The organism is uncultured Agrobacterium sp. (assembly GCA_913777615.1).
Taxonomy (GTDB): Bacteria; Pseudomonadota; Alphaproteobacteria; order Rhizobiales; family Rhizobiaceae; genus Agrobacterium.
In genome coordinates, this window is the sequence record CAJYTK010000013.1 from 39624 (window position 1) to 64355 (window position 24732).

The window sequence follows — 24732 nt, forward strand, 5'->3', positions numbered from 1 at the left end:
ATGGATGCTGAACTACAAAAGCCGGACACAGCGATCGAACTCTTGCGCGCCAGTATCGCACGCTGTCGAATCTGTCGTGACGCACCACTAAGGGGCGATGCAGATCGGCTGCCGCATGAGCCCCGTCCAATCGCTGTCATTTCGGCAAAGGCGAGGATACTGATCGCCGGACAGGCGCCGGGATTGCGTGTGCATGAAAGTGGGCTTCCATTCAACGATGCATCCGGAGATCGGCTGCGAAAGTGGCTGAATGTCGATCGTCCGACTTTCTATGACGCCAATCGTTTCGCCATCGCACCCATGGGCTTTTGCTTTCCCGGCTATGACAAGCGCGGTTGCGACCTGCCACCAAGGCGCGAATGTGCGCCGCGCTGGCGTAAAGAGGTCATGGAGGCTATGCCGCAGATCGAGTTGGTTCTGGCTATCGGCCAATACGCTCAAAGCTGGCACCTTGGTGATCGGCGCAAGAAAAACATGACGGAAACAGTGCAAAGTTGGCGCAACTATTTGCAGACGAATAACGGCCCTGCCATCTTGCCTCTGCCGCATCCGAGCTGGCGCAACACCTCATGGTTGCGCAAGAACCCATGGTTCGAGCAGGATGTGTTGCCTGTCCTACAGGAGCATGTGGAAAGACTGACGCGCTGAAACAAATTTCTTTTTTTCTGTTTTATTTGATGTAAATAAGGGAAAATAATTCCGTAGGAGAGAAGATTGGACCGCCTCGACCGTAAAATTCTACGTATTCTGCAAGAGGATTCCACACTGGCCGTTGCCGACCTTGCAAAGAAGGTCGGGCTTTCCACGACGCCCTGTTGGCGGCGTATCCAGAAGATGGAAGAAGATGGCGTCATTCGCCGCCGCGTTGCCATTCTGGACGCGACGAAGGTCAACACGAAGGTGACGGTCTTTGTTTCGATTCGCACAGCTTCGCACTCCATCGAGTGGCTGAAGCGCTTTTCTGAAGTCGTGTCCGAGTTTCCGGAGGTTGTCGAGTTCTACCGCATGAGCGGCGACGTCGATTATCTGCTACGCGTGGTCGTTCCGGATATCGCCGCCTATGACGCCTTCTACAAGCGAATGATCGCCAAGATCGAAATCCGCGACGTATCGTCCGCCTTTGCCATGGAGCAGATCAAGTACACTACCGAACTGCCGCTGGACTACATGATTCTTGACAATCCGAAATCCGGCGAAGAGTGAAGAGCGCTGCGAGTTTGGCGTGCTTTGCCGGTAAAGTTCCTTCGTCCTAAAAAAAGTGGGCCCGAAGATCGAAATCGATCTTCGGGCTTCTCTGTCTCTGCAAATTCCTGGACCAAAACATTTGGCAGGAGATTAACCCTTAAATCTGGCAACCACCAGATGACCCGGTGTCGGTTCTCCATCCTGCATGCGCACATTGATATCGGTGACCTCGATCACCTCGAAACCGGTGGCAGCGAGACGTTCGCGAACATAGGTTTCGGAATGCGCGAAGCGCTGGTGGGCACCCACGATATAGGGTCGGCGTCCCATCTTGTCGTCTGGCAGGGTTTCCGATGAAAAGATGAAGATGCCGCCTTCGACCATATTCTCCGCTGCGCCGAAAAAGAGCGGTTCGAGTGCGCCGAGATAGGGAAGCACATCGGTGGCAGTGACGATGTCGAACGGCTCATCGTCATTGTCCTCGAGGAAATCCTCCACTTCAGCGACATACAGCGTCTCGTAGACATCCTTTTCATGGGCGATTTCGACCATGTTCTCGGAAATGTCGATACCAGTGATGTCTTCGACCATGTCACGAAGCGCCTCGCCGGTAAGACCGGTGCCGCATCCGAGATCGAGCAGGCGCTTAAACGGACCGAGTTCTAGCGTCTGCAACCGTTGGCGCACCATCATCGGAACAGCATAGCCGAGCTGTTCGACGAGGATATCCTCAAAAGCCTCGGCATGCTGATCGAACAGCGTTTCCACATAAGCGTCCGGCGCCTTGGGTGGCGTTTCGCCGCGCCCCATGGATGCGATGCGGACGGCGGCACCGCCATGATCCTCAGGATCGATTGCGAGAACCTCTTCGTAGGCTTTTACCGCCGCGTCGATGTCGCCGGCTTTTTCAAGGGCGAGCGCGCGGTTGTAGGCCTCCGCTAGGGCTTCTTCATCGATCTTTGTGTTGTTGGTCATGGCGTGCATCCGGCTTGGCTTCGTTGGAAGCCTGATTAAGCCGCAACGCTATTAGGCGCAATGCCTGTTTTGGATTGCCAGCCGCTCGCCGGGACCACAACGCCGTCAGTGCAAAATGAATTCGCCTTTGAGAGAGCGCCATTCCTGCGCCGAGATCAGCTTGCGGTGGACATAACGTACCGAATGCAGCGGACCATCCAACGTCTCCTGCCAGAACTTTAAAAATCCGTGCATTTCAGGAAAGTCGGGCGCGAGATCGTAGTTCTGCCAGAGGTAGCTTTGCAGGACGCAGGGGTGATCGGGCATGCGATAGAGAATTTCGGCTGTGGTGAGCCCATAGCCCTTCAGCATCATTTCCATGTCTTGGTTCATGTGGCTGTTCCCGTTCTATTGATCGCGGACACGTTAAAAGTGTCATCGACAATGGGAACATGACATGGTTAATCGAACCTTGCCAAGAATGGGGTTTGTCACAATTTATTTATGTTTCTCATCATGTTAGCAGCTGCTCGAACGGAGTGCTGCTAACGCGTTACCGCTTCAGATGGCGCGTCAGTCGCGCTTCCACCATCGCCCACACATGACGCAGAATTTCCACCATGGAGAGATAGAAGATCGCAGCCCAGAGATAGGCCTGGAAGTCGAAGGTGCGCGAATAGGCGTAGCGGGTCTGGCCCATCAGGTCAAAGACAGTGACGATGGAGACCACTGCCGAGCCCTTGATCATCAATATGATCTCATTGCCGTAGGGGCGCAACGCAACGATGAGGGCCTGCGGCAGAACGATCTTCCAGAAGGTCACCGGCTTGGAAATACCAAGCGAGGCAGCACCTTCATGCTGACCCTTCGGCACACTCTCGATTGCACCGCGCAGGATTTCGGCTTGGTAGGCAGCGGTGTTCAGCGTCAGTGAAAGGAGGCCGCAATACCAAGCATCGCGGAAGAACCACCACAGGCCGACCGCTTCCAGTTCGGTACGGAAGCCGCCAAGGCCATAATAGATGAGGAACAGCTGAGCCAGGAGCGGCGTACTGCGGAAGACGTAGACATAAGCGAACGCAATGGCGCTGACGACCCTGTTCTCCGACATGCGGGCGAAAGCGATCGGTGCGGAGAGCACGGCGCCGAGGATCAGGGCAAGGCCGACAAGGCTTATGGTCGTCAGCAGGCCGTCAATATAGCGCCAGCCGTAACGCTCGATCTTGTCTGGATCCCAGTCCAGGACCAGCGACAGAACCAGCCCGACAAGAAGGAGAGCCCAAAGCGCGACGATTGCGTAGCCTGCGATCCTCGCAAATGAGAACTGTCGCGGCGGCGCGGGTGGTGCAGGTCTTGCCTCGATCAACTGGTCGACATGGCTCATCTCTGCACCTCCGAGCGACGTGCCCAGCGGTCGATATAGCCAATGCCGATCGACGAGAGGAGAGCGAGGACAAGGTAGAGCATGCAGGCAATACCGTAGAACAGAAACGCATCCTTAGTGACACGCGCAGCAATACCGGTCTGTCGCACGATATCCGCAAGCCCGATGATCGACACATAAGATGTGTCCTTCAACAGGATCACCCAGAGATTGGTCATGCCGGGCAGGGCGATGCGCACGAGCTGCGGAATGATGATCAGGACCATGGTGCGGCTGCGCGACAAGCCAAGCGCATCTCCCGCCTCATACTGACCCTTGGGTATGGCCCGGAAAGCAGACAACAGCACTTCGGATGCATAGGACGAGAAGACGACCGAAAGCGCAATCATACCAGCGACGAAGGCGTTGATCTCGATGGGGCCAGTGAAGCCGAGATAACCGCCGATCGTCTGCAGCAGGATCTGCATGCCGTAATAGACGATGAACAGGGTCAAAAGCTCCGGCAGACCACGGAAGATCGTCGTGTAGATGCCAACGGCAAGGCGCAGGGATTTCTCCTGCGATTGTGCGGCGAGCGCGATCAGAAAGCCCAAAAGCAGTCCGACCGGGAGCGTTGCGAGTGCCACTGAAACGGTGACCTTGACGCCAAAGGCAATTTCATCGCCCCAGCCGTCGCCGCAGGTGAGCAGTGTGCCGTTGCCAAAGAGTGAGAAGATACCGACCGGACCACAGAACGGGTCGAACAGATATGTGAGATAGGTCCAGAACGAACCTACGGCGGAAAACACTCCGCTCATGCCAATGTCCCCTGCGGTCTCCGCCGCTCTTCATATTTGTTTTATGAAGATGTTCTCAAACAAAAATGGCGGAAGGGCAACCCTCCCGCCATCATATTTCAACATGAGAAATGCGCTTACTGGCCGTAAACGTCGAAATCGAAGTACTTATCGTTGATCTCTTTGTACTTGCCGTTAGCGCGGATCGCTGCAATGGCTGCGCTGAACTTGTCGGCCAGTGCCGTGTCGCCCTTACGAACCGCGATGCCAGCGCCCTTGCCGTTGATTTCTTCATCAACCGGTAGAGCCGTCAGGATCTTGCAGCATGCGCCGGCGTCCGACTTTACCCACTGCGACAGCACAACGATATCGTCGATGACGCCGTCGATACGGCCATTGGTGATGTCGAGCTTGTACTCGTCAGCCGTCGGGTAGAGCTTCAGCTCGGAATCGGCAAGATGCTTTTCCGCGTAGTTGGCGTGGGTGGTGGAGCCCTGCGCGCCGATCGTCTTGCCCTTCAGCTCTTCCACAGATTTGATCGGGGAATCTTTCGGCACTGCAATGGCCGGCGGCGTGTTGTAGTACTTCTTGGAGAAGTCTACCTTCTGCAGGCGCTCAGGCGTGATCGACATGGACGCAATGATCGCGTCGAACTTCTTGGCCTGAAGGGCAGGGATGATGCCGTCCCAGTCGTTGGTAACGAAGGTGCATTCAGCCTTCATTTCTTCGCAGAGAGCCTTGGCGATATCGATATCGAAGCCGGTCAGCTTTCCGTCAGCTTCCAGAACGTTGAAGGGCGGGTAGGCGCCTTCCGTGCCGATGACGATCTTGTCCTGCGCCAAGGCGGAGCCAGCAAACAGCGACAGTGCGGCGATGGACGCTGCAGCAAACAGACGGGTGGGGTTGAGCATTTCGATCCTCTCTTTTGGCGATTCGACGCACGCCTCATTTATGTTCTGCGTGCGTGGAGACTTTAGCACTCCGCTACCGATCAAAAGCCGGTTGCGGATGCTTGCCGGGATACTCATCCCGTTGCAAAAAAAATGCAACATCATTGTTTTGCGCTGCGACAGCCGACTCGAAACACGATTTGAATCGCAGCCTGGTTACTAGAAGTTAATGGAACAGAATGTGGCGTTCGTGCGTCGTAAGTAAGCCTTATAATTTCAGGCATAAGTTTTCTTATTTCAGAAGACGGTTCCCGATTTTCGGCCTCCGCCTCCATCTTCAAGGAGGATTTTTCGTGAGTATCACCCAAAGTGTTCAGTCGTTGACGCCCTCTCAGCGCAACACGGTCATCGCCAGCTTCCTCGGTTGGACGCTCGACGCCTTCGACTTCTTCATCCTTGTCTTTGTCATCAAGGATATTGCCAAGGAGTTCAACACAAGCATTCCCGCGGTCTCGGTCGCAATTTTCCTGACTCTTGCCATGCGGCCGATCGGCGCGCTGATCTTTGGGCTCGCATCCGACCGTTACGGTCGCCGCATCACCCTCATGGTCGATGTCCTTCTCTATTCCGCTCTTGAGCTTCTTTCCGGCTTCTCGACCGGGCTGACGATGTTCATCGTGCTGCGCCTACTCTATGGTATCGCCATGGGCGGCGAGTGGGGTGTGGGCGCTTCACTCACCATGGAAACGGTGCCGCCTCAAGCGCGCGGATTCGTTTCCGGGCTGCTCCAGGCTGGCTACCCTTCCGGATATTTGCTGGCGTCAATCGTCTTCTTTCTGCTCTACCCAATCATCGGCTGGAGAGGGATGTTTTTTGTCGGCGCGCTGCCAGCGCTGATCGTTGTCTATATCCGCCGCAATGTAGAGGAATCCCCCGCATTTCTCCAACGTCAGAAGCGGCCTCAGCAGCCGTTCCTCACGGTGCTGAAGAAGAACGTCCCGCTTTTCATCTGGACAGTTATCCTGATGATGGCGTTCAATTTTCTCAGCCACGGCACGCAGGATATCTATCCTACCTTCCTAGAAACGCAGCGAGGCTATGACAGCCATACCACAGGCGCCATAGCGATCGTTTACAATATCGGGGCGATTTGCGGCGGCCTGTTTTTCGGCACCCTGTCGCAACAGATCGGCCGCCGCAATGCGATCGTGATTGCCGCCGTTCTGACAATACCTGCTGCATGGTTCTGGGTTTATGCTCCCGGCGTGGTCTTGCTCGCAATCGGCGCCTTCGTTCTGCAATTCTTCGTTCAAGGCGCATGGGGCGTCATCCCTGTTCACCTGAACGAACTCTCGCCAGACGAGGTGCGTGGCACGTTCCCCGGCTTTGCCTACCAACTCGGGAATTTGCTCGCCTCTGGCAACGCCACTCTGCAGACGACACTTGCCGCGCATTGGAATGGCGACTATGCCCTCGCGCTTTTCAGCGTCGCCGTGGTCGTCGCCTGCGCCGTCGCACTGCTCGCCGGTTTCGGATATGAAAAACGCAACGCGGAATTCGGTGTACCGGATGAGCAAGCGATTGAACCCGCGCCAGCGTCAGGTGGAAAAACAGCTTAGCGATCGCGCTAGACGGCGGTGGGCCTGACCTGCCGTCGTCAAATTCTTCCAAGAATGAATCCGGCGTCCTGGACCGCCTTCCATACGAATTGGGTTACATGCCATCCCGAAGCGCCCCGATAAGGTGCGTCTTTCGTCGGAAATAGTCCCCGGCAATTAAGGCCGCGCTTCCAGAAAATGCCTTTTTTCGTTCATTCCCGGTACAGCCCTTGATGATCATCATTGGAACAAGACCGCACGCCCGGCGTTGTTCAGCGCCATTATGTGCAGACTGTGCCCCAATGCCGCAGGGCAAAAGTGGATGAAGACGGCAGATGAGGAAGCGCCATGCTGAATAAGAATAAATTACTGACCGGGGTGGTTTTCCCCCTGATGTCGATTGCCATCGCAGTAGAGCCGGCACTTGTGGCCACCGTTGCGCATGCAGCGCCTTTGGCGCGGGTTGAGCAACAGGGATCCATTTCCAACGGTCAAGGAGCCATTATTCTTGCGCAGGCCGAAGCGCCAGCGAACCCAGAAGAAGAATTGTTGAAGCGCCGCCAGCGTGAGCAGCAGGGTGAGCCACAGGCTGAACCGAAGCGCGAGCCAGAGCAGAAGCGTGAGGAAGCTCCACCGCGTCCAAAGCGTGAAGCAGCCCCAGAGCCCCAGGCTGAGCAGCCGCAGGAACGTCCCAAGCGTGAAGCTGCGCCAGAAGGCGAAGCCCGCCCCGAACGCCCGCGTCGAGAGCCTGCCCCAGAAGCGGCACCTCAGGCTGAGCCTGAGCAGCAGCAGGAACGCCCACGCCGCAAGCCAGCCGCAGAGGCGCAGCCGGAAGCAGAAGGCCAGCCACGGCCCGAGCGTCCCCGCCGCGAAGCCGCTCCTGAAGGCGCGCCCCAGGCCGAGCCTGGCCAGCAACAAGAGCGCCCGCGTCGCAAGCCCGCCGCAGACGCGCAGCCAGAAGGTGAAGGCAAACAGCCGCCAAAGCCGGAAGCTCCAGCTGCCAAGCCAGAAGCGCCAGCCGCCAAGCCGGCAAATGAGCCCGCAGCCAACGAAGCTGCGCCAGAAAAGCCGGTCAAGCCAGCCAAGCGTCCGGCCGCACCAGAACCTGCAGAGGGAGCAGCACCGGTGCCCGCAGAACCGCCGACCCCTGGTCGCGCCCCTGCACCTGCCGAGCAGCCAAACCCGGCACCTGGCCAGCAGCCCTCCGAGCAGCCGCGCCCGCCGCGCGCTCAGAATGGCGAGCCAGCACCGGCGCCCGTTCCGGGTGCGCCGACACCAGCGCCGCTGGACGGAGCCGCAACAGGTCAGGCACCTGCGGGCGAGCCTGTTCCAGCCCAGGTCGCAACTCCGCAGACGGAAGCGCCTCCCATGACAAAGGAGCAATTGGACAAGGCCCGTGCCATTGCCCAGGATCCTTCCAAGTCGGCTGATACGGTCGTTCTTCCGGTAGACAAGGGTGCAGCCGTTCTCGACAGCGACAAGGAAGTCTATCGCAGTGGCAACGAGCAGCTTCGCGAACAGCGTCGCCGTGAACGGGAGCAGGTTCAGGACTTCAAGGTTCCGACGTCGGATGCAGAAGCTCAAGCGGCTGCCCGCCGCGACGGACAGCCTGCGCCGCAGATCAACATCCAGAACATCACCAACATCCAGGGTGAGCGCATCGACCGCCGTCCGCAGTTCGACCGGCCCGATGGCGTTCGGGAATGGCGTCCTCGCGACCTGCCGCGTGACCGCGACATGGGCGACCGCGTCTTCCTGCAGTTCGGTGATCGCGTTGTCGTGCGTGGCAGTGATGACGACCGCTTCGTCAGCGAAGGTGCGCGTCCCTATTACGAACGTCTTCCCGACGATCGTTATCGCGAGACGATCGAACGTTCCGACGGCACGCAGGTCGTAACCATTCGCAACCGTTACGGTGACGTCATCCAGCGTTCGCGTATCGATGCGCGTGGCCGCGAATATGTGCTCTTCTACGCACCGGAACTGGCGGATGAGCCAGATCGCGAATATGTCTATCGCGACCCGGGTCTCGACTTGCCGCCACTGCGTCTGCGTATTCCGGTCAACGAGTACATCATCGATACGTCGTCGGACCAGGATCGCGACTACTATCGCTTCCTCGAGCAGCCGCCGGTAGAACCAGTCCAGCGCGTCTACTCTCTGGATGAGGTCCGCTATTCGGCTCGCGTTCGTGACATGGTGCGTCGTATCGACCTCGATACCATCACCTTCGCCACCGGTAGTGCCGAAATTCCGATGAGCCAGGCACGCTCGCTGCGCAAGGTTGCTGATGCGATGAACAAGGTTCTGGAAAAGAACCCGGCTGAAACCTTCCTCATCGAAGGACACACGGACGCCGTGGGTTCGGATGAGAGCAACCTGGTTCTCTCCGACGAGCGCGCGGAGTCCGTCGCCAAGGTCCTGACCGAAGTTTACGGTATCCCGCCGGAAAACCTCACTACGCAGGGCTACGGCGAGCGTTACCTCAAGGTTCAGACGCTTGGTCCGAGCCAGGAAAACCGTCGCGTCACCATCCGCCGCATCACTCCGCTGGTGCGCCCGGTCGCGCAGAAGTAAGGTTCTCGCAACTCAACAAAAAAGACCCGGAAGCCATCGGCTTCCGGGTCTTTTCTTTAGTCCAAGCTGGTTCAGGCGAGCGCTACGGCGATCTCGGCTGCCAGGCGGGCGTTGTTGCGAACTAGCGAGATGTTCGTATCGAGGCTGCGGCCTTCAGTAATTTCGAAAATCTTCGCCAGCAGATAGGGCGTCACCGCCTTGCCGGAGATGTCGTCTTCTTCGGCCGCCGACAATGCGCGTTCGATATAGATTTCCATCTCGTCGCGGCCAATCTCGTCTTCTTCCGGTACAGGATTGGCGATCAGCATGCCGCCTTCGAGGCCGAACTGTTCGCGGGTTGTCTGGAAGTTGGCAATCGCTGCCGGGCTGTTCAGCGTCAGCGGGCTCTTGAGGCCAGAAGCGCGCGACCAGAAGGCCGGGAATTCTTCCGAACCATAGGTGACCACCGGGACGCCGTTGGTCTCCAGAACTTCAAGCGTCTTCGGCACGTCGAGGATGGCCTTGGCACCGGCGCAGACGACGATGACGCCAGTGCGCGCAAGCTCGGTCAGGTCAGCGGAGATATCGAAGCTTTCTTCGGCGCCGCGATGTACACCACCAATACCGCCGGTGGCGAAGACCTTGATGCCCGCATGTTCGGCGGCGATCATGGTGGCGGCAACGGTCGTTGCGCCCGTGCGGCGCTCTGCGATCGCAAAAGCGATGTCGGCGCGCGAGACCTTCATGGCATCTTTTGTCTGCGCCAATGCTTCGAGCTGGTCCTTTTCGAGGCCGATATGCAGCGTTCCGTGAATGACAGCAATCGTTGCTGGAACCGCGCCATTGTCGCGGATCAGTTGTTCCACACCTTCAGCCATGCGGATGTTGCCCGGATAGGGCATGCCGTGGGTGATGATCGTGGATTCGAGTGCGACGATCGGGGCGCCGCGCTGCTTGGCCGCAGCGACTTCTTCCGAGTAGACGATCGGCAGGAGCGGGGAGGTGGTCTTGGTCATGGTCTCTTCCATTTCAATTAAGCGATCTCTTCACACCATTTCAGCCTGCGGCACAAGCGCCAGAAGCGCGCCAAGTGTTTCGCCGTTCAACTCGCTGGATGTGGCAAAGGGTGATTGCACGGTGATCGCAGCGGCGGCAGCGCCGTGGCGCAGCGCTTCGGTGATGGGTTTGCCGTTGGCAATGGCGGACAAATAGCCGGATGCCATGGCGTCGCCCGCGCCGGTCACATCCTTCACGTTTTCGATCAGCGGCGGGGTGAGCGCCGCGGTTCCATTCTGGTTGAACGCGACAACGCGTTTGGCTCCGCTGGTGATGACGCCGCCGCGCAGGCCGATATTTCTTAGCAAGGTCGGCCATTGTCTCACATCGGTGACATTCTGACCGGTCAGCGCGCGGGCTTCGGCCTCGTTCATGAACAGCATGTCAATGTCGGCCAACGCCGATTTCATTCGCACCACCTTTGCCGGCGAGATGGCAATGGCCGCAAGGGGCTTTTCGCAGGCTCGCGCCGCGACGCCGATTGCGCTCAGCGTATCTTCAGGCAGGTTTGCATCGCAGAGGATGATGTCGGTCGCCTTGATCGCGTCGCGTACGGCGCGCACTTTGAGGCGACGCGGCGTGAACAGCTTGTAGAGGTCCATATCGGCAATGGCGATAACCAGATTGCCGTCGCGTTCCATGATTGCCGTGTAGCTTGGAGTGCTACGATCCAAAAAGGTGAACGGCGTGTCTTCGACGCCAGCGTCGCGCGCCGCTGCAGCAACGGTCGCGCCATTGCCATCGCCGCCACGCGGGGCAATCAGCCGCACTTCAAAGCCAAGGCGCGCAAGATTGCGGGCCGCGTTGAACCCGCCGCCGCCAGCCTCTTCCATCCATGATCCGGGATTGCTTGCGCCATGCACCGTTTCAGTCTCGATCATGCCGCGCCGGTCTATATGCGCGCCGCCCAGAACGAGTATTTTCTTCACGTTGATCCATCCTTCTTTCCGAGCCGGACGGACGTGTCCGATTCGGTGTTTTGCGGCTCTATCCAACTGGCTCCGGAGCTTTGGGAAAACCTCCGATCAAGAAAAACAAAAGCAGAACGAACAGCTTATCATTATTTGTTTTCAAAGGGCTGCTGCACTGTTGTGGAATGAGAACAAAAAGAGTACATACTGTTTCCACACTGCTTCGTTGCCTGTGCGGCTTCAATAACCTAAAGGTGGTTCAGATGGCACAAAATTCTTTGCGTCTTGTAGAGGACAATTCGGTGGATAAAAGCAAGGCACTGGAAGCGGCGCTCTCCCAGATCGAACGTTCGTTCGGCAAGGGATCGATCATGAAGCTCGGTTCCAATGAAAACGTCATCGAGGTCGAGACCGTTTCGACGGGGTCTTTGAGCCTTGATATTGCGCTTGGGATCGGCGGTTTGCCGAAGGGGCGTATCATTGAAATTTACGGCCCGGAAAGCTCGGGTAAGACGACGCTGGCACTGCAGACCATTGCAGAAGCACAGAAGAAGGGTGGCATCTGCGCCTTCGTGGACGCAGAGCATGCGCTCGACCCGGTCTATGCCCGTAAGCTTGGTGTCGATCTTCAGAACCTCCTGATTTCGCAGCCCGACACGGGTGAGCAGGCACTTGAAATTACCGACACGCTTGTGCGCTCCGGTGCCGTCGATGTGCTGGTAGTGGACTCCGTTGCCGCTCTGACGCCACGTGCCGAAATCGAAGGCGAGATGGGTGACAGCCTGCCCGGTCTTCAGGCTCGCTTGATGAGCCAGGCGCTGCGCAAGCTGACGGCATCAATCTCCAAGTCGAAGACGATGGTGATCTTCATCAACCAGATCCGTATGAAGATCGGCGTGATGTTCGGTTCGCCGGAAACGACGACGGGCGGCAACGCTCTGAAGTTCTACGCGTCTGTTCGTCTCGACATTCGCCGTATCGGTTCGGTCAAGGAACGCGAAGAGGTTGTTGGCAACCAGACGCGCGTCAAGGTCGTCAAGAACAAGATGGCGCCTCCCTTCAAGCAGGTCGAATTCGACATCATGTATGGCGAAGGCGTTTCCAAGACTGGCGAACTTGTCGATCTCGGTGTGAAGGCCGGTATCGTCGAAAAGTCCGGCGCCTGGTTCTCCTATAACAGCCAGAGGCTGGGGCAGGGACGTGAGAACGCCAAGACGTTCCTGCGCGAAAATCCAGCCGTTGCAAATGAGATCGAAATGGCGCTGCGGCAGAATGCCGGCCTGATTGCCGACCGGTTCCTGGAAAACGGTGGACCGGAAGCCGACGCGGATGGTGTAGAGCCGGACGCTTAATCGAGAGGCTCCCGTCATTTTGCCGGGACATCGCGATAGTACCAAATGAAATGAGGCCGTGCGATCCGTTCGCGCGGCCTCGTCTTTTTGCTGCCTCATTCTGGGCGGGCCCGGCGCTCTTTGGCTGGACAGGCAGCATGGCGAACGATAAAAGCCTGTGACTTTTTTATTATCGCTGCGTGAGCGTGGCAATGAAGGACTTCGTATGAGCGGTGTGAATGAAATCCGGTCGACTTTCCTCGACTACTTCAAGAAGAACGGCCATGAAATTGTGCCATCCAGCCCGCTGGTGCCGCGCAACGACCCGACACTGATGTTCACCAATGCGGGGATGGTCCAGTTCAAAAACGTTTTCACTGGTCTTGAAAGCCGCCCTTATTCCAAGGCTGCTTCGTCGCAAAAATGCGTCCGCGCCGGCGGCAAGCATAACGACCTGGATAACGTTGGCTACACCGCGCGTCACCACACCTTCTTCGAAATGCTCGGCAACTTCTCCTTCGGCGATTACTTCAAGGAAGAGGCGATTACGCATGCCTGGAACCTGATTACGAAGGAGTTCGGCATCGACAAGAACCGTCTTCTGGTGACGGTCTATCACACCGATGACGAAGCCTTCGATCTATGGAAGAAGATCGCTGGTTTTTCCGATGATCGCATCATTCGCATTCCGACCAGCGATAACTTCTGGGCCATGGGCGACACCGGTCCCTGCGGTCCGTGCTCCGAAATTTTCTATGACCACGGCGATCATATCTGGGGCGGACCTCCTGGCTCTGCCGATGAGGATGGCGACCGTTTCATCGAGATCTGGAACCTCGTTTTCATGCAGTACGAGCAGGTGACGAAGGAAGAGCGCATCAACCTGCCGCGTCCATCCATCGACACGGGTATGGGCCTTGAGCGCATCTCCGCTCTGCTGCAAGGCAAGCATGACAATTACGATACCGACCTTTTCCGCGCCCTGATTTCCGCATCCGTCGAAGCGACCGGCGTTCCGGCTGAAGGCGAGAAGCGCGCAAGCCACCGGGTCATCGCCGACCATCTGCGGTCCTCCGCGTTCCTGATTGCCGATGGCGTTCTGCCGTCGAATGAAGGCCGTGGTTACGTTCTGCGCCGCATCATGCGCCGCGCCATGCGTCATGCCGAGCTCCTGGGTTCCAAGGAGCCGCTGATCTGGAAGCTTTTGCCGACGCTCGTTCAGCAGATGGGCCGCGCCTATCCGGAACTGGTGCGCGCCGAAGCGCTGATCTCGGAGACGCTGAAGCTTGAAGAAACCCGCTTCCGCAAGACGCTGGAGCGTGGTCTGTCGCTTCTGTCCGACGCGACGTCCGACCTTTCCAAGGGCGGCATGCTGGACGGCGAGACCGCCTTCAAGCTTTACGACACCTATGGCTTCCCGCTCGATCTGACGCAGGACGCACTGCGTGCGCGTGAAATCGGTGTGGACATTGCCGGCTTCACCGACGCCATGGAGCGCCAGAAGGCTGAGGCCCGTTCGCACTGGGCCGGCTCCGGTGACAAGGCGACTGAAACCGTATGGTTCGAGCTGAAGGAAAAGTTCGGCGCGACCGAATTCCTCGGCTACGACACCGAGACCGCGGAAGGTGTTGTTCAGGCGATCGTCAAGGATGGCAAGTCGGTTGATGCTGCAGCTGAAGGCGAGACGGTCCAGATCGTCGTCAACCAGACGCCGTTCTATGGCGAGTCTGGCGGCCAGATGGGCGATACCGGTGTCATTTCCTCCGACACTGGCAGCTTTACGGTGACCGACACGCAAAAGAAGGGCGAGGGCCTCTTCGTCCATATCGGCAAGGTCGCCAAGGGCGGCGTGAAGCTCGGCGACGCCGTGCAGTTGACGGTCGATCATGATCGCCGTTCGCGTCTGCGCGCCAATCACTCCGCAACCCATCTGCTGCACGAAGCGCTGCGCGAAGTGCTCGGAACCCACGTGGCGCAGAAGGGCTCGCTCGTTGCGCCTGAGCGTCTGCGCTTCGACGTGTCGCATCCAAAGCCGATGACGGCGGAAGAGTTGAAGACCGTTGAAGACATGGCGAATGAAATCATTCTCCAGAACTCGCCGGTCGTCACGCGCCTGATGAGCGTTGACGATGCGATTGCTGAAGGCGCAATGGCGCTCTTCGGCGAAAAATATGGCGATGAAGTGCGCGTCGTCTCGATGGGTACCGGCATTCATGGCGCAAAGGCCAACCGACCGTACTCTGTCGAGCTCTGTGGCGGTACGCATGTCTCCGCTACCGGGCAGATCGGTCTTGTCCGCGTCCTTGGTGAGAGCGCAGTGGGTGCTGGCGTACGTCGCGTTGAAGCAGTTACGGGACCAGGCGCACTTGCCTATCTCGCCGAGCAGGATGAGCGGGTGAAGACGCTCGCATCGTCGCTTCGCGTGCAGCCAGGCGATGTGATTTCGCGTGTCGAGGCTCTGCTGGACGAGCGCAAGAAACTGGAACGTGAACTGGCGGACGCCCGCCGCAAGCTTGCCATGGGCGGCGGTTCGGCAGAAGGCTCTGCCAGTGACACGAGAGAGGTTGGTGGCGTGAAGTTCATGGCCAAGGCCATGTCCGGCATCGACGCCAAGGACCTGAAAGGTCTCGCTGACGACGCCAAGACCACTCTAGGCTCCGGCGTTGTGCTGCTGATCGCAGTCTCCGATGATGGCAAGGCGAGTGCCGTTGCGGCGGTCACTGAAGACCTGACGTCGCGCTTTAGCGCAGTCGATCTGGTGCGCACGGCCTCTGCCGCTCTCGGCGGCAAGGGCGGCGGCGGACGTCCAGACATGGCGCAGGCTGGTGGTCCGGATGGATCGAAGGCCGATGAAGCCATCGAAGCAGTAGCAGCGTCTCTTGCGGGCTGATCCTGCGTTAGGTTGGAAGGCGGCAAAGTAGCGGCCTTGCATGTGACTGCTGATAGATTAGGGGCCGAAACATCGAATCGGATGTTCCGGCCCTTTCTTTTTCCGGTCACGCGTCCCAGTGAGCGGAAGGCGCAATAATGCGGCGACTGGCTTCGAGAGAGCGCCCGATCGCTTATCGGCGATGTGTGACTTAGCATGCTACGTCAGGGGGAGCATGTTTCCCTCGTAGGAGCCGTTCTGTAGCGTTTGCCGCGTTCGAGTGCGACATTACCTTAAGGTCGCACCGCTGCGTTCTGGTGACGAAACATGGCTATCGGATGTGCGGTGCGTGGTTCGATGAATATCAACGGCTGATGCGCGACCCGCAGCATTCAGTCTTCCTCACCTGGCCCTTCCTCGCGGATGGTTTCTTGTTGCCAAGGAACTCGCGCGCGGCTGTCCGCATTGTCTTCTCAACAGAGGAGACCATCATGGAAAATTATACAGAGCTTCGACAGCAGATCGCACAGGATCTCGATACGCTCAGTCGTGCCGAGAGCCCGAAATCCATCTTCGAAATTGCGGATGATTATCTACTCGGAAATCCGTCGCTGAAGCGCGAATTGGTGGAAGATATTATCAAGGAAGAGGCGGATAAAAGAAACATCCCGATCCATTGATTGGGTTATAGGGCCTTCGCGTAAAGCTTTAGAGAAATCGCTTAGATAACTGAAGACAAAGAAAAACCCGCCGAAGCGGGTTTTTCTTTTGGTGCGGTCGAGAAGACTCGAACTTCCACGGGTTGCCCCACAGCGACCTCAACGCTGCGCGTCTACCAATTCCGCCACGACCGCATCGTGGTAGGATCGACTTGCGCCGACGGGGGTGCATGTAGCAAAAGGATTTTGGGTGCACAAGAGCGTCGTGACAGTTTTTTGAAATTAAAAACAGGCCTTTCGCTCCCTATATGAAAGAAGCCCTGAAACGCTGGGCTTGCAGCCTCAATTTCATTCTGCCAGAAGGCTGTGGAAAGGACATTTTCATGCTCACACGCACCGATCTCACCCAAAAAATGTATCCTGTCGCAGGCTCGCCGCGTGTGCGCTGGCGAATCTCCGACGGGCTGGTGCCTTATGAGCAGGCGATTGAGGAAATGGAGCGTGAGGTTGCGGCAATCGCTGCGGGTGAAGCCGATGAGCTTGTGTGGCTGCTGGAGCATCCACCGCTCTACACGGCTGGTACAAGTGCCGATTCGTCCGACCTGATCGAGCCGGATCGCTTTCCTGTCTTCGCGACGGGGCGAGGCGGCGAATATACATATCACGGGCCGGGACAGCGTGTGGTCTATGTGATGCTTGACCTCAAGCGCAGACGCCAGGATGTGCGCGCCTATGTGGCCTCACTGGAGGAGGTCATCATCCGCACGCTCGACAAGATGAACGTCAGGGGCGAGCGGCGTGAGGACCGCGTGGGTGTTTGGGTACGCAGGCCGGAGAAGCCGCTTCTGCCGGACGGCTCGATGTCGGAGGACAAGATTGCGGCACTCGGTATTCGCTTGCGCAAATGGGTGAGCTTCCACGGTCTTTCGATCAACGTGGATCCAGATCTGAGCCACTTCGGCGGGATCGTTCCCTGCGGCATCACGCAATATGGCGTCACAAGCCTCGTCGATCTCGGTCTTCTGGTGATGATCAATGATGTCGATGTGTTTTTGCGCGAGGCTTTTGAGGAAGTCTTTGGCGATACCGCGAATGAGAAAAGCGGCGCTGCGGCTTGACGAGGTTACATCGCGCGCTTCGGCTCTGCGGCTACAGGGCGCTTCCGGCGCTTGGGCTAATTCGCCCAACGCTTCTGCTCTCTCCAAGATGGTCTAGCAGCCCATGCGCAGCGATGGTGCGTGGTCAGGGGTTCTCAGGCTCAGCCGTCCGTGCCCGTTCGTCCAACAGCCACGTCGGCTACGCTTGTCTGGTCCTTGGCGTCTGCTATTGATGAACTGAGGGATCGCTCGACGATGCTCAAGCGCCCCGTCGCTAAGATCTGATCGAGTGATGCGGGACGTCCGAGCAAGTAGCCCTGTGCTTCCCCACATCCTTCGGATTCAAGAAGGGACAGTTGTTCCTTCGTTTCTACCCCTTCCGCCAGTACCGGAATTCTGAGGCCCTTGCCGAGTGCCAGTACCGTGCGGATAATGGTCAGCGCTTCCTCATTGCTGTGGGCTTCATCAATAAAGGAGCGGTCGAGCTTGATCTTGCTGAACGGGAAGGACCGCAACGTATCAATCGAAGAATAACCTATGCCAAAGTCGTCGAGAGCGACGGAGACCCCATAGGACTTGATCTGGCGAAGCATGTGAAAGGCGCGCTCACGATCCTTCAGGATGGCCGTCTCCGTGAGTTCCAGCTCCAGCCTATGTGGGGCAAGTCCCGTTTCCAGAAGCACGCTCATGACGAGCTTGGGCAGATCGCCAGCGGCAAACTGGACTGCGGACAGGTTGACGGCGACTTTGCAGGCTGGTTCCCATGAGGCCGCGGCGGTGCATGCCGTGCGCAGCACCCACTCCCCAAGTTGCAAGATAAGGCCATTCTCCTCCGCGAGCGGAATAAAGTCTGAAGGCGGGATGAAACCATGCTCGGGATGGTGCCAACGCAAGAGGGCTTCGTAGCCCGTGACCTCTCCAGTAGAGACCGAGGTCTGTACCTGGTAGTGGATTGAAAGTTGATTGCGCGACAGCGCTTTGCGCAAATCAGCCGCCATGCAGCGACGTGCTTTGACGGCCGTGTCCATGCCTGCTTCATAGAAGCAGACGCGTTTTTCCGTTAGTTGCGACTTCGCCCGGTACATTGCAAGGTCTGCGTTGCTGACGAGCGTTTCCTTGGTGGTCGCATCGTTCGGGTAGATGGCGACACCGAAGCTCGCGCCGGCAACAATTTGAGATTCGTCGACGTTGATCGGACTGAACATCACGGCTTCGAGACCTTTCAGGAACCTGTTGACGCCGGTTAGGTCTTTGTCCTCAATGCGGAAGAGGGCTGCAAACTCGTCTCCTCCAACGCGGGCGATAAACTCGCCCTTGTCCTCGCGAACGAGGTTTTTGAGCCGTATTCCAAGGTCGGTCAACACTTCGTCCCCCACATGATGGCCGCGTGTATCGTTGATTTCCTTGAACCGATTGAGATCGATCCCGATCATGGCGATCCTGATCTTTTGCGTATCGGCGACCGCAAGCTCACGATCCAGCTTCTCGTTGAAGTTCGCGCGGTTGGGGAGGCCGGTCAGAGCGTCGTACAAGGCCATTTGGCGAAGATGCTCAATGGTCTCGGCGCGTGTGCCGTTATCGATGAGGTAGCTGACCAGGCCGCAGGCAACGATGACGAAAGCCATGCCGGAAATCGCGATGGCCAGAGTCCAGAGGGAATCCGGATTGGAGAAGGATCCATCGACGAACATCGGCTCGATGCGGAATGCCGTCATGCCTGTGAAGTGCAAGACAGCAATGGCAAGGGTCAAGACCACTGCCATCAGGTTGCTGCCTTTTCGCATGCCAAAATGCAGTGCAGCCGAAGACAGCGCGACGGAGAGAAGGATGGAGGCGACGAGGTAGGTCGCGTCCCAGGATACGATGCCCTGCACACGATAGGCTATCATGCCGGTATAGTGCATGGTGGAGATTGCGAGACCGACGATCGCGCCGCCCAAGGCGGGCATGAGAAAATGCCGCTTGCTGATGGCTACTGCGAAACCGATTGCATTACCGAACACCACGGCCAGAAGCGAAACCACGGTCAACGGCAGATCGAAGCCGATCGGTACGCGCGCATCATAGCCGAGCATGGCGACGAAATGCGTGCACCAAATCGCCACGCCCGCGGAAAGTGCTGTCATTGCCTGCCAGCCCACGCGCTGTTTTCCGCTCGCTGTTATCGTCTTGCTGAAAAGCCGCGATGTCACCCATGACCCAGTGCCGCACAGCAAGACGGCCATCAGCACCAGCCAGATGTTGTGGTCATAGACGATGCATCCAAGCACAGTCATCATTACAGTCGCCTCTCGTTGTAAGGCGCTGCGTCAGCGCGAACGCAGCAACCGTGTACTGCGTTCGCAGGCCCATTGGCACTTATTGGTTTTACAACACAACGAGTTAATGATTCATATGTGGTCGGGGTTAAATTTTATAATATCTACAATGACTTATCTCAATCTAAGGTTGGTTTTTGCAGCTTGGGCGACGCATCCTCTGATAGAGTGTGGGTATTCCGAACGTAATTGGATCAGCTTGCCTTCATCTGTTTGATGAGCGCGTCATCGATCTCCTGAGCTCGCGAGAAAGCTGGGCGCTGCGCAAGACGCCCGAGATAATCGGTGAACGCCAAGCGCTTCTCCAGCGTGCCAAATTGCAGTCCCCAACCAATATGCGAGCCCACATAGACGTCAGCAGCTGTGAATTTTTCGCCAGCGATGAAAACAGTCTGTGTTACGGCGTATTCCAGGGTGTCCATAAGGTCCTCGAAGCGTCCGCAGCCCGCCATGCGATATTTGTCTTCCGGAATTTCAAAGCCCATAGCGCGGTTGGTGACGCCCATTTCCAGCGGACCAGCCGCGAAGAAGAGCCAGCGATAGTAGAGACCACGGTTGGAGCTTGGCGGGGCAAGCCCCTTTTCGGGAAAAGCATCTGCCAGATAGGCGCAGATTGCCGCGCATTCCGTCACGACCACGTCGCCATGCTTGATCGCTGGCACCTTGCCCATGGGATTGATCGCTTTGTACTCGCCAGCCTTCATATCGCTGTCAAAGCCGATGATTCTTGTATCGTACGGCGCGCCCACTTCCTCTAGCATCCAACGGATGATGCGTCCGCGTGACATGGGGTGGGTGTAAAATGTCAGATCGTTCATGTCTCTCTCCCTATTTGGTGATGGGAGTTTGCTCCGGCAGGACGACCTAATCAAGACAGCGCCCGGGGGCAAAAAGAAAACCCGGCGCGAAGGCCGGGTTTCCATCGATTTTGGAAGGGCAGGTGCCGATCAGGCAGCCATGGCCTTCTTGAGATTTTCGTCGATCTTGTCGAGGAAGGCGGTGGTGGAGAGCCAAGGCTGATCGGGTCCGATGAGGAGCGCGAGGTCCTTGGTCATGTAGCCGGCTTCAACCGTGTCGACGCAGACGGTTTCCAGCGTGGATGCGAACTTTGCCAGTTCTGCGTTGTCGTCCAGCTTGGCGCGGTGGGCTAGACCACGGGTCCATGCGAAGATCGACGCGATGGAGTTGGTCGAGGTTTCCTGGCCCTTCTGATGCTGGCGGTAGTGGCGCGTGACCGTACCGTGCGCCGCTTCTGCTTCCACCGTGCGACCGTCCGGAGACAGAAGAACCGAGGTCATCAGACCGAGCGAGCCGAAGCCCTGTGCGACGGTGTCCGACTGAACGTCGCCGTCGTAGTTCTTGCAGGCCCAGATGTAGCCACCGGACCACTTCAGCGCGGACGCGACCATGTCATCGATCAGGCGGTGTTCATAGATGATGCCTGCTTCGTCGAACTGCGCCTTGAATTCGCTTTGGTAGACCTCTTCGAAGATGTCCTTGAAGCGACCGTCATAGGCCTTCAGGATGGTGTTCTTCGTGGAGAGGTACACCGGCCACTTGCGCATCAGGCCGTAGTTCATGGACGCACGGGCGAATTCGCGGATGGAGTCGTCGAGGTTGTACATGGCAAGTGCCACGCCTGCGCTCGGAGCGTCGAACACGTCCTTCTCTATGACCTGGCCATCTTCACCGACGAACTTGATCGTCAGCTTGCCCTTGCCGGGGAACTTGAAATCGGTTGCCTTGTACTGGTCGCCAAAAGCGTGACGGCCGACAACGATCGGCTGGGTCCAGCCTGGGACCAGGCGCGGTACGTTCTTGCAGATGATCGGTTCGCGGAAAATGACGCCGCCCAGAATGTTACGGATCGTGCCGTTCGGGCTCTTCCACATCTGCTTGAGGTTGAATTCCTGCACACGGGCTTCGTCCGGCGTGATCGTCGCACACTTGATGCCGACGCCGTGCTTCTTGATGGCGTGCGCCGCGTCGACGGTTACCTGGTCGTTGGTCGCGTCGCGGTTTTCGACGGAAAGGTCGTAGTATTCGATATCGAGATCGAGGTAAGGCAGGATCAGCTTGTCCTTGATGAGCTGCCAGATGATACGGGTCATTTCGTCGCCGTCGAGATCGACGACCGGATTGGCTACCTTGATCTTTGTCATGAATTCCTCACCTTCGAGAGCGGTTGCGCCCAATCGAGCGCCATAAGGGCAAATATCCCGTGGCGCTATAGCATTGCGAGCGTCAGAGGCAAAGCCGTCGGCCGGTTTTTTTGGCTTCACCAAAACGCGTTTGCTGCATTGCCAAAATGCGCTTGCTGATTAAATTCAGGCGAATCGCTTACGTTGGGTAAGCTGAAGTTTCAGGACGTCATCATGCAGAAGATTCTGCTCGCCATTGCCGCAATGTTCATTTCCTCCAGCGCCTTTGCCGCCGACCCGACCGAGCCAGTGAAGAAGGTTATGGACATCACAGTGAAGAACTGGTCCGGCGAGGCGGACGACTGGAAATACATCTTCGACGAAGATCTACTGACGACGCTTTTCAGCAAGTCCTTCATCGCTCAGTACCGTGAAGCCTCCAAGAAACCTGCCTATGAAGCAGAGTCCGGCGAGAAGGGAGACCCTTTCGGTTACGATGTAGTGACCAATTCTCAGGACGGTTGCCCGTTGCAGGACGTCAACATCTCGGCAGCGCCGCCCAAAGACGGCGTGAGCGACGTGACAGTCAAGTTCAAACTCTGGGCCTGCATGGATGAGGCGGAGATGAAGAAGACGGTCGATCAGGTCAATTTCGATGTGATCGAGGAGGACGGCAAGCCGGTCATCAACGACATACACCGCGTTGGCGACGAAGGTCGCGATTCCCTGCAGCAGGAGATGACCAACATCATCAAAGGCGAATAAGCCGTCTTTCGCGCCCGCTTGCCTTTGATTTGCGCGGAAAACTGTGCCAGTGAAGCCCAAAAAATGGAAGGCGACTATGGCAGGTACAAATAGCGATCTCGAACTTATTGCCGAAGGCCCGGCCATCATCCTGGTCGAGCCTCAGCTCGGCGAAAATATCGGTATGGTGGCGCGTGCCATGGCCAATTTCGGTCTTGCCGAGTTGCGTCTGGTCAATCCGCGTGATGGCTGGCCAAGTGAGAAGGCCCGCGCTGCGGCCTCGAAGGCAGATCACGTCATCGATGCCACCAAGGTTTATGAGACCCTGGAAGACGCCATCCGCGACCTTAACTTTGTCTACGCAACGACTGCCCGCGAACGCTATGGTTTCAAGCCGGTGCGATCCCCTGTCACTGCGACCGAAACTCTACGCGCCAAGTTCAAGGCGGGCGAAAAGACTGGAGTTCTCTTCGGTCGCGAACGTTGGGGACTGACCAACGAGGAAGTAGCGCTTGCCGATGAGATTGTCACATTCCCCGTCAATCCGGCATTCGCTTCATTGAATATTGCCCAAGCCGTCCTGTTGATGTCCTATGAATGGATGAAATCCGGCATGGAGGATCTTGCGGAGACGGCGTTCGATTCCGTTCAGCAACGGCCTTCCACCAAAGCGCAGGTTTTCGGCCTGTTCGATCAGATCGAAGAGGCGCTGGATGCGCGTGGATATTTTCATCCGGCTGAAAAAAAGCCGAAAATGGTGGACAATCTGCGGGCTGTTCTGTCACGGCGTGGTTTCACCGAGCAGGAAATCAGCGTGTTTCGCGGCGTGATCAAGTCGCTCGATGCCTTTCCGCGCCGCTGGCCGAAAGGGGCAGGCAAGGGCGCCGAAGGCGAGGGGACCTCAAAGAATGGCTCTGGCGACAACGACTGACGTTTCTCTATCCAAGCCGATTCTCGTTTTCGATTCTGGCATTGGCGGGCTGACGGTTCTGCGTGAGGCGCGGGTGTTGATGCCCGAGCGAGGCTTCATCTATATCGCTGACGATGCGGGCTTTCCCTATGGGGGCTGGGAAGAGGATGGTTTGCGCCAGCGCATCCTTACCTTGTTTGCTGACCTGCTCGAAACGTATCAACCGGAACTGTGCATCATTGCCTGCAACACCGCTTTCACGCTTGCAGGCGCCGATTTGCGGGAGGCTTTTCCCGACATGACGTTCGTCGGGACGGTTCCGGCCATCAAGCCAGCGGCAGAACGTACACGTTCGGGCCTGGTTTCGGTTCTGGCGACGCCCGGCACGGTCAAGCGGGCTTACACCCGCGATCTTATTCAGTCCTTTGCCTCTCAATGCCATGTCACGCTGGTGGGTTCTGAGAACCTTGCCAGAATGGCGGAGAGCTGGATCAGAGGCGAAACTGTCTCGGACGAGGCGGTGCTTGCTGAAATCTCGCCCTGCTTCATCGAGGACAAGGGCAGGCAAACAGATATCGTCGTACTTGCCTGTACCCATTATCCCTTCATGGCAAATCTGTTTCGCAAGCTTGCGCCCTGGCCGGTGGACTGGCTCGATCCTGCCGAAGCCATTGCTCGGCAAGCGCGCCGCAAGGTAAAGGTGTTGCCGGGCGTGGACCACCCGGAAGGCTTCGATTTTGCGGTTTTCACGTCTGGTCGTCCGGATTTCACCACACGACGATTAATGCAGGGCTTCGGTTTGAGGACGGCGTCAGGCGAAGATCGCGCCTAAATCCGCCGGTTTTGTCGGTCATTCGGATGTCCTTATCCGTTGATGTGACATTTTTGCACTCACAAACCGTTGATTGATACAATTCGAGATTGAACCTCTTGCGGATAGACCGGAGCTGTGTCACAAAAATCAGGCCCGTAACTCAAAAACAGGAGGCGTTGAATGACCACATTTAAGCACACACGCCTCTATGGGCCCGTTTCCTCCGTATCTCCGGTATCTTCCGGACATTTGCTGCGCGGAAACCGACGCGGAATGGCGATTTAAGCTTTTCGCTGCCTTGTCAGGCTTTTCACTATACATCACGGTGTGTCGACTAGTCTTCTGAACGCGTAGGCTTTTCTTCGCAGGCAGTTTCCGCACGCCTTTTTTCATCACAAGAGGACCTGGTTGCTTTTCTGCGCCGGGACGGATGACTTATGTCTAAACAACAATCTTTGAGTGTAAATGATCTATCGAAAGCCGTTGACGAACTGGTTCGGACCTTTGGCGTTGGAGCCACCTTGAAAGCGGTGCTGCTT

The 24732-nt window shown here is 57.5% G+C and carries 21 protein-coding genes and 1 tRNA gene; 11 read left to right on the forward strand and 11 right to left on the reverse strand.

The features are described from left to right. Positions 1-648, forward strand: a complete 648-nt coding sequence (locus tag QZ862_RS11780) for a uracil-DNA glycosylase family protein (protein WP_296018889.1) — start codon at positions 1-3, stop codon at positions 646-648. Between the two features lie 66 nt (positions 649-714). Further along, positions 715-1203: an Lrp/AsnC family transcriptional regulator gene (locus QZ862_RS11785; RefSeq protein WP_027677373.1), complete on the forward strand. Its 489-nt coding sequence runs from the start codon at positions 715-717 to the stop codon at positions 1201-1203. Between the two features lie 132 nt (positions 1204-1335). Here QZ862_RS11785 and QZ862_RS11790 read toward each other — a convergent pair whose 3' ends face one another. The 5 genes from QZ862_RS11790 to QZ862_RS11810 form a co-directional block, all read right to left on the reverse strand. Then, complete coding sequence (locus QZ862_RS11790) at positions 1336-2160, reverse strand: class I SAM-dependent methyltransferase (RefSeq protein ID WP_296018883.1); 825 nt, start codon at positions 2158-2160, stop codon at positions 1336-1338. A gap of 105 nt (positions 2161-2265) precedes the next feature. Then, on the reverse strand, positions 2266-2532 hold the full coding sequence (locus tag QZ862_RS11795) for an usg protein (protein ID WP_296075632.1): 267 nt from the start codon (positions 2530-2532) through the stop codon (positions 2266-2268). A gap of 160 nt (positions 2533-2692) precedes the next feature. After that, on the reverse strand, positions 2693-3523 hold the full coding sequence (locus QZ862_RS11800; protein ID WP_296018880.1) for an ABC transporter permease: 831 nt from the start codon (positions 3521-3523) through the stop codon (positions 2693-2695). Further along, positions 3520-4320 (reverse strand): ABC transporter permease, encoded by an 801-nt coding sequence (locus QZ862_RS11805; RefSeq protein WP_296018877.1) that lies wholly within the window; start codon positions 4318-4320, stop codon positions 3520-3522. The genes QZ862_RS11800 and QZ862_RS11805 overlap by 4 nt, the downstream gene beginning before the upstream one ends. A gap of 116 nt (positions 4321-4436) precedes the next feature. After that, positions 4437-5210 (reverse strand): ABC transporter substrate-binding protein, encoded by a 774-nt coding sequence (locus tag QZ862_RS11810; protein ID WP_296018875.1) that lies wholly within the window; start codon positions 5208-5210, stop codon positions 4437-4439. A gap of 332 nt (positions 5211-5542) precedes the next feature. Between QZ862_RS11810 and QZ862_RS11815 the strand changes: the two genes are divergently transcribed. Together QZ862_RS11815 and QZ862_RS11820 are read left to right on the forward strand one after the other, a co-directional pair. Then, positions 5543-6808 carry an MFS transporter gene (locus tag QZ862_RS11815; RefSeq protein WP_296100051.1) on the forward strand — a complete coding sequence of 422 codons (1266 nt, stop codon included), beginning with the start codon at positions 5543-5545 and terminating at the stop codon, positions 6806-6808. Positions 6809-7135: 327 nt separating this feature from the next. Continuing rightward, a complete protein-coding gene (locus QZ862_RS11820; RefSeq protein ID WP_296100054.1) occupies positions 7136-9364 on the forward strand; it encodes an OmpA family protein in 2229 nt (742 codons plus the stop codon). Between the two features lie 71 nt (positions 9365-9435). Here QZ862_RS11820 and QZ862_RS11825 read toward each other — a convergent pair whose 3' ends face one another. Both QZ862_RS11825 and QZ862_RS11830 read right to left on the reverse strand, forming a co-directional pair. Beyond that, positions 9436-10359 carry a pseudouridine-5'-phosphate glycosidase gene (locus QZ862_RS11825; RefSeq protein WP_296018868.1) on the reverse strand — a complete coding sequence of 308 codons (924 nt, stop codon included), beginning with the start codon at positions 10357-10359 and terminating at the stop codon, positions 9436-9438. A gap of 30 nt (positions 10360-10389) precedes the next feature. Then, entirely contained in the window at positions 10390-11328 is a 939-nt protein-coding gene (locus QZ862_RS11830) for a carbohydrate kinase family protein (RefSeq protein WP_296038427.1), read from the reverse strand. Positions 11329-11573: 245 nt separating this feature from the next. Here QZ862_RS11830 and recA point away from each other — a divergent pair, with 245 nt between their 5' ends. From recA to QZ862_RS11845, 3 genes are all read left to right on the forward strand, one after another. Further along, complete coding sequence (recA, locus tag QZ862_RS11835; RefSeq protein ID WP_296018863.1) at positions 11574-12662, forward strand: recombinase RecA; 1089 nt, start codon at positions 11574-11576, stop codon at positions 12660-12662. A gap of 205 nt (positions 12663-12867) precedes the next feature. Continuing rightward, positions 12868-15531 carry an alanine--tRNA ligase gene (alaS, locus tag QZ862_RS11840; RefSeq protein WP_296100057.1) on the forward strand — a complete coding sequence of 888 codons (2664 nt, stop codon included), beginning with the start codon at positions 12868-12870 and terminating at the stop codon, positions 15529-15531. Positions 15532-16001: 470 nt separating this feature from the next. Continuing rightward, entirely contained in the window at positions 16002-16190 is a 189-nt protein-coding gene (locus QZ862_RS11845; RefSeq protein ID WP_296018815.1) for a hypothetical protein, read from the forward strand. A gap of 89 nt (positions 16191-16279) precedes the next feature. Here the strand turns inward: QZ862_RS11845 and QZ862_RS11850 are convergent. After that, a tRNA-Leu gene (locus tag QZ862_RS11850) sits at positions 16280-16364 on the reverse strand. Between the two features lie 188 nt (positions 16365-16552). On the opposite strand from QZ862_RS11850, the gene lipB reads away from it, so the two are divergent. Further along, the gene (lipB, locus tag QZ862_RS11855) at positions 16553-17287 is read left to right on the forward strand and encodes a lipoyl(octanoyl) transferase LipB (RefSeq protein WP_296100059.1); all 735 of its coding nucleotides are present in this window, start codon (positions 16553-16555) and stop codon (positions 17285-17287) included. Positions 17288-17427: 140 nt separating this feature from the next. Here the strand turns inward: lipB and QZ862_RS11860 are convergent, their stop codons facing one another. The 3 genes from QZ862_RS11860 to QZ862_RS11870 all read right to left on the reverse strand — a co-directional run bounded on the left by QZ862_RS11860 (position 17428) and on the right by QZ862_RS11870 (position 21746). Next, entirely contained in the window at positions 17428-19545 is a 2118-nt protein-coding gene (locus QZ862_RS11860) for a bifunctional diguanylate cyclase/phosphodiesterase (RefSeq protein ID WP_296078127.1), read from the reverse strand. Positions 19546-19778: 233 nt separating this feature from the next. After that, entirely contained in the window at positions 19779-20402 is a 624-nt protein-coding gene (locus tag QZ862_RS11865) for a glutathione S-transferase family protein (protein WP_296100061.1), read from the reverse strand. Positions 20403-20531: 129 nt separating this feature from the next. Next, the gene (locus tag QZ862_RS11870) at positions 20532-21746 is read right to left on the reverse strand and encodes an NADP-dependent isocitrate dehydrogenase (protein WP_296100064.1); all 1215 of its coding nucleotides are present in this window, start codon (positions 21744-21746) and stop codon (positions 20532-20534) included. 213 nt (positions 21747-21959) lie between these two features. Here QZ862_RS11870 and QZ862_RS11875 point away from each other — a divergent pair, with 213 nt between their 5' ends. From QZ862_RS11875 to murI, 3 genes are all read left to right on the forward strand, one after another. Beyond that, the gene (locus QZ862_RS11875) at positions 21960-22490 is read left to right on the forward strand and encodes a hypothetical protein (RefSeq protein ID WP_296018826.1); all 531 of its coding nucleotides are present in this window, start codon (positions 21960-21962) and stop codon (positions 22488-22490) included. A gap of 76 nt (positions 22491-22566) precedes the next feature. Further along, positions 22567-23400, forward strand: coding sequence for an RNA methyltransferase (locus QZ862_RS11880; protein WP_296018827.1), 834 nt, complete (start codon positions 22567-22569; stop codon positions 23398-23400). After that, positions 23378-24211 carry a glutamate racemase gene (gene murI / locus QZ862_RS11885; protein ID WP_296100067.1) on the forward strand — a complete coding sequence of 278 codons (834 nt, stop codon included), beginning with the start codon at positions 23378-23380 and terminating at the stop codon, positions 24209-24211. The genes QZ862_RS11880 and murI overlap by 23 nt, the downstream gene beginning before the upstream one ends. The last annotated feature ends 521 nt before the right edge of the window (positions 24212-24732 follow it).

What these genes read in the sequence shown, in the direction of transcription:
- murI (WP_296100067.1), top strand. Translation starts at nt 23,378, where the DNA reads ATGGCTCTGGCGACAACGACTGACGTTTCTCTATCCAAGCCGATTCTC.
- QZ862_RS11865 (WP_296100061.1), bottom strand. Translation starts at nt 20,402, where the DNA reads ATGAACGATCTGACATTTTACACCCACCCCATGTCACGCGGACGCATC.
- QZ862_RS11870 (WP_296100064.1), bottom strand. Translation starts at nt 21,746, where the DNA reads ATGACAAAGATCAAGGTAGCCAATCCGGTCGTCGATCTCGACGGCGAC.
- QZ862_RS11780 (WP_296018889.1), top strand. Translation starts at nt 1, where the DNA reads ATGGATGCTGAACTACAAAAGCCGGACACAGCGATCGAACTCTTGCGC.
- QZ862_RS11810 (WP_296018875.1), bottom strand. Translation starts at nt 5,210, where the DNA reads ATGCTCAACCCCACCCGTCTGTTTGCTGCAGCGTCCATCGCCGCACTG.
- recA (WP_296018863.1), top strand. Translation starts at nt 11,574, where the DNA reads ATGGCACAAAATTCTTTGCGTCTTGTAGAGGACAATTCGGTGGATAAA.
- QZ862_RS11800 (WP_296018880.1), bottom strand. Translation starts at nt 3,523, where the DNA reads ATGAGCCATGTCGACCAGTTGATCGAGGCAAGACCTGCACCACCCGCG.
- QZ862_RS11795 (WP_296075632.1), bottom strand. Translation starts at nt 2,532, where the DNA reads ATGAACCAAGACATGGAAATGATGCTGAAGGGCTATGGGCTCACCACA.
- QZ862_RS11875 (WP_296018826.1), top strand. Translation starts at nt 21,960, where the DNA reads ATGCAGAAGATTCTGCTCGCCATTGCCGCAATGTTCATTTCCTCCAGC.
- alaS (WP_296100057.1), top strand. Translation starts at nt 12,868, where the DNA reads ATGAGCGGTGTGAATGAAATCCGGTCGACTTTCCTCGACTACTTCAAG.
- QZ862_RS11845 (WP_296018815.1), top strand. Translation starts at nt 16,002, where the DNA reads ATGGAAAATTATACAGAGCTTCGACAGCAGATCGCACAGGATCTCGAT.
- QZ862_RS11825 (WP_296018868.1), bottom strand. Translation starts at nt 10,359, where the DNA reads ATGACCAAGACCACCTCCCCGCTCCTGCCGATCGTCTACTCGGAAGAA.
- QZ862_RS11860 (WP_296078127.1), bottom strand. Translation starts at nt 19,545, where the DNA reads ATGATGACTGTGCTTGGATGCATCGTCTATGACCACAACATCTGGCTG.
- QZ862_RS11805 (WP_296018877.1), bottom strand. Translation starts at nt 4,320, where the DNA reads ATGAGCGGAGTGTTTTCCGCCGTAGGTTCGTTCTGGACCTATCTCACA.
- QZ862_RS11790 (WP_296018883.1), bottom strand. Translation starts at nt 2,160, where the DNA reads ATGACCAACAACACAAAGATCGATGAAGAAGCCCTAGCGGAGGCCTAC.
- QZ862_RS11880 (WP_296018827.1), top strand. Translation starts at nt 22,567, where the DNA reads ATGGCAGGTACAAATAGCGATCTCGAACTTATTGCCGAAGGCCCGGCC.
- QZ862_RS11820 (WP_296100054.1), top strand. Translation starts at nt 7,136, where the DNA reads ATGCTGAATAAGAATAAATTACTGACCGGGGTGGTTTTCCCCCTGATG.
- lipB (WP_296100059.1), top strand. Translation starts at nt 16,553, where the DNA reads ATGCTCACACGCACCGATCTCACCCAAAAAATGTATCCTGTCGCAGGC.